At 69.5% G+C, this 3,857-nt stretch carries 4 protein-coding genes; all 4 read left to right on the top strand.

Annotated elements, in window-relative coordinates:
- On the top strand, window positions 1-1,466 hold a 1,466-nt coding region (locus DBR34_RS15700; protein ID WP_146186860.1), incomplete at its 5' end, for a diguanylate cyclase.
- Window positions 1,467-1,511: 45 nt separating this feature from the next.
- Entirely contained in the window at window positions 1,512-2,234 is a 723-nt protein-coding gene (locus DBR34_RS15695) for a pseudouridine synthase (protein ID WP_038689523.1), read from the top strand.
- A 70-nt stretch (window positions 2,235-2,304) separates the two neighbouring features.
- Window positions 2,305-3,375: a sensor domain-containing diguanylate cyclase gene (locus tag DBR34_RS15690; RefSeq protein ID WP_128097488.1), complete on the top strand. Its 1,071-nt coding sequence runs from the start codon at window positions 2,305-2,307 to the stop codon at window positions 3,373-3,375.
- A 66-nt stretch (window positions 3,376-3,441) separates the two neighbouring features.
- The coding region (locus DBR34_RS23370) for an AAA family ATPase (RefSeq protein ID WP_258223992.1) at window positions 3,442-3,857 on the top strand (416 nt) is incomplete at its 3' end.

The following is a 3,857-nucleotide window of genomic DNA, read 5'->3' as shown; positions in this document are numbered from 1 at the left end:
CGCCTGCGGGCGGCTGGTCCGGCGAGCCGCAGGCGGTGGACGTGTTCGGGGTCCTGGCCGGCGAGGTACGGATCAGCCACGGTGACCGCCAGATCTGCGGCAGCATGCATGACGCGCGCACCCGCGATTCCCGCTTCCGGGCCGGGGTGGGCATGGTGGTGGTCCCTGTGGCCGGCGACCACGAACCGATCGTGGTGTCCTGGGCCGCGCCGATCAAGCCGCGCTGGATTCCCACCGTGCAGCTGGGCGCGCCCAGCCCGGTGCAGCAGGACGACACCGCCCGGCTGCTGGTGCGCGCGGCCTGTGTGGCGGTGGCCATCGCCCTGGCGCTGTCGGCGCTGATGGGCTATGTGACCACCAAGGACCGTTCGTTCCTGATCTACGTGGCCATCTGCCTGCTGCTGGTGCTGTGGCAGGCCGTGCTGGGCGGGCTGAGCGGGTACCCCGAACCATGGTTGCCGGTCGAGAACCGGGCGTCGTGGTGGCTGGTGTCATTGTCCGCGTTCACCGAAGCGGTGCTGCTGCCAGTGCTGTGGCGGCTGTCTGGCGGCGACCGTCGCTGGCCACGTTCGCGGCCGGCCCAGCACGTGCTGCTGTGGGGCTTGTTCGCGCTGGGCCTGGGTGTGCCCTGGATGCACTTTGCGATGTTGCCGGGCGTGGCCGCCGGGCTGGAAGGGCTGTTCGTGCTGGGCTGCGTCGCCTGCCTGGCCGCCGGCAGCTGGGGCCTCCTGCACCGCGACCGCTACGCGCTGGCCGGGCTGAGCGCGCTGGCGCCCTGGTGGATCATGATCATGGCCGATGCGCTGCACGCGCAGTGGCTGGTGGCCTACCGGATCGAGTCGCTGCAGCTGGCGACCACCTGGTTCCTGATGATGTCTGCCTACGCGCTCAATCTGCGCCTGGGCCGGCTGCGCCAGCAGCGCGACGAACTGCGCCAGCTGGCCGATACCGATGCCCTGACCGGCCTGCCGAACCGGCGCGCCGGCCTGCGCAGGCTGGCCCAGTACCTGGAACGTGCGGTCCAGGACGAACAGCCGCTGGCGATCGGGTTCCTGGACATCGACCTGTTCAAGGACATCAACGACCAGTTCGGGCATGCCGTGGGCGACCAGGTGCTGGTGGCCGTGGCCCGCCAGCTGCGCGACTCGGTGCGCAACCACGACGATGTGATCCGCATGGGCGGTGAAGAGTTCCTGGTGCTGCTGCCGGGCGCCAACCGCGCCAGCGCCTTCGCCCGCCTGGAAAGCGTGCGCCAGCAGGTGCAGGCGGTAACCCGGGTGCTGGCCATCCCGGGGCTGGAGGTGTCGGGCAGCATCGGCCTGGCCGTGCTGCGCGGGGACGGCGACGACCTGGCCGCGCTGCTGCGCCGCGCCGACCACGCCATGTACTGCGCCAAGCGGGCCGGCCGCAACCAGGTATTCGACGCCGACCAGGCCGTTCCGGCCGACGAGGCGCTGCGTGTGTGAACACCCGGCGCCCTGCGCGGGCCGGGTTTGCCGGATAATGGGCCGATGACAATCCGACTCAACAAACACATCGCCGAAACCGGCTTCTGTTCCCGGCGCGAAGCCGACCGCCTGATCGGCGAACGCCGCGTCACCGTCAACGGCCACCCGGCCGGCACCGGTGCGGTGGTCGGCGAGGGGGACGTGGTGCTGGTCGACGGCCAGCCGCTGCGTGCCCGCGAAGCCAAAAAGGCCGGCGGCCGCAAACACGTCTACATCGCGCTGAACAAGCCGGTCGGCATCACCTGCACCACCGAAAGCACGGTCAAGGGCAACATCGTCGAGTTCGTCGGCCACGAGCAGCGGATCTTCCCGATCGGCCGCCTGGACAAGGATTCCGAAGGCCTGATCCTGCTGACCAGCAACGGCAACATCGTCAACCAGATCCTGCGTGCCGAGAACGGGCACCAGAAGGAATACATGGTGGCGGTCAACAAGCCGGTCACCGACGAATTCCTGCGCGGCATGGCCCGCGGCGTCCGCATCCACGATGAAACCACGCTGCCGTGCCGCACCAGCAAGCTGGCCAAGTTCGGCTTCCGGATCACCCTGCAGCAGGGCCTGAACCGGCAGATCCGCCTGATGGCCGCCGCCTTCGGTTTCCGCGTCACCCAGCTGCGCCGCGTGCGCATCGACAACATCAAGCTGGGCGCGCTCAAGCCGGGCCAGTGGCGCAACTTGACCGACGCCGAGCTCAAGGGCCTGCTGCCCAAGCAGCTGGAGTGGTAAGGGCGCGCGTCACGCGGTGAGCCGGCACTCCGGCTAGACTGCGCAGGCACAACGAGCCTGCCTGCCGCCGATGATCAAGCCGTCCCTGCCGGACAACGAAGAGCAGCGCCTGCAGGCGCTGCAGCGCTACCAGATCCTGGATACCGCCAAGGAGCGATCCTTCGAGGATCTGGTGACCATTGCCACGGCATTGTGCGGCACCCGCATGGGGGCGGTGACCCTGGTCGACCGCGACCGCCAGTGGTTCAAGGCGCGCCAGGCGCTGGACGCCACCGAAACCTCACGTGACATCTCCTTCTGCGGGCACGCCATCCTGCAGCCCGACCAGGTCATGGTGGTGGAAGACGCGCTGCAGGACCCGCGGTTCTTCGACAACCCGGTGGTGGTCGACGACCCGCATATCCGCTTCTACGCCGGCGCGCCGCTGCTCAGTTTCGATGGCCTGCCGCTGGGCACGCTGTGCGTGTTCGACGCCAACCCCGGGCACCTGCGGCCCGACCAGGCCCAGGCGCTGGCAGCGTTGTCGCGGCAGGTCTCGCTGGTGATGGAGCTGCGCCGCTACGCGTTTGAGATCCAGCAGCACATGCGCGACCGCGCCTGGTACGAACAGCGCCTGTCCGAATACAACGCCCTGCTTGAACAGCAGAACGCCGACCTGGCCGAGCAGAGCCGCACCGATCCACTGACCGGGCTGCCCAACCGGCGGGCGATGAGCCTGGCGCTGGAAGCGGCGGTTACCGATGCCGACGGGCAACCACGGCAGACCGCCGTGGCCCTGCTGGACATCGACCATTTCAAGAACGTCAACGACCTGTACGGCCACGCCACCGGCGACCACGTGCTGGCCGAGCTGTCGCGCCTGCTCCGTGCGCATTTCGCCGGGCAGGGGTTGGCGGCACGGTACGGCGGCGAAGAGTTCGTGGTGCTGATGCCCGACACCACGCTGGGCACTGCCGAGCTGCAGTGCGACTTCCTGCGCATGGCCGTGGCCGACCTGCCGCTGGGCATTCCGTTGACGATCAGCATCGGGGTGGCCGCCCATCGTCATGGCGACGGCGTGGACCAGACCCTGGCGCGGGCCGACGCGGCGCTGTACCGGGCCAAGCATGAAGGCCGCAACCGGGTGGTGCGCGCGGACTGAGCCGCGTCGCACCCCCTGCGAACGCGCTGCCGCAGACTGCCGGGCCTTCCACGCCGAGCCTTGCGCATGCTGCAGACCCTTGCCATTGCCAACTACCGCTCCCTGCACCATCTGGTGGTGCCGATGGAGCGCCTGAACCTGGTCACCGGCGACAACGGCAGCGGCAAGTCCAGCCTGTACCGCGCGCTGCGGCTGTTGGCCGAAACCGCGCAGGGCAGCGTCGCAGCGGCCCTGGCCGGCGAAGGCGGCCTGGGCTCGGCGCTGTGGGCCGGTCCTGAACAGATCGACCGGCGCATGCGCCAGGGCGAGATCCCGGTGCAGGGCACGGCCCGCGCCCAGCCGGTGTCGCTGCGGCTGGGCTTCGCCGCCGAGACCTTCGGGTATGCCATCGACCTGGGGCTGCCCGTGCCCAGCCGGTCGATGTTCGATCTGGAGCCGCAGATCAAGTCCGAATGCATCTGGGCCGGGCCGTTCCTGCGCAG

The organism is Stenotrophomonas sp. HMWF003 (assembly GCF_003061285.1).
GTDB classification, from domain to species: Bacteria; Pseudomonadota; Gammaproteobacteria; order Xanthomonadales; family Xanthomonadaceae; genus Stenotrophomonas; species Stenotrophomonas maltophilia_AP.
The sequence above is the reverse complement of the archived record's forward strand: the minus strand, read 5'-3'. Positions and strand labels throughout refer to the sequence as shown.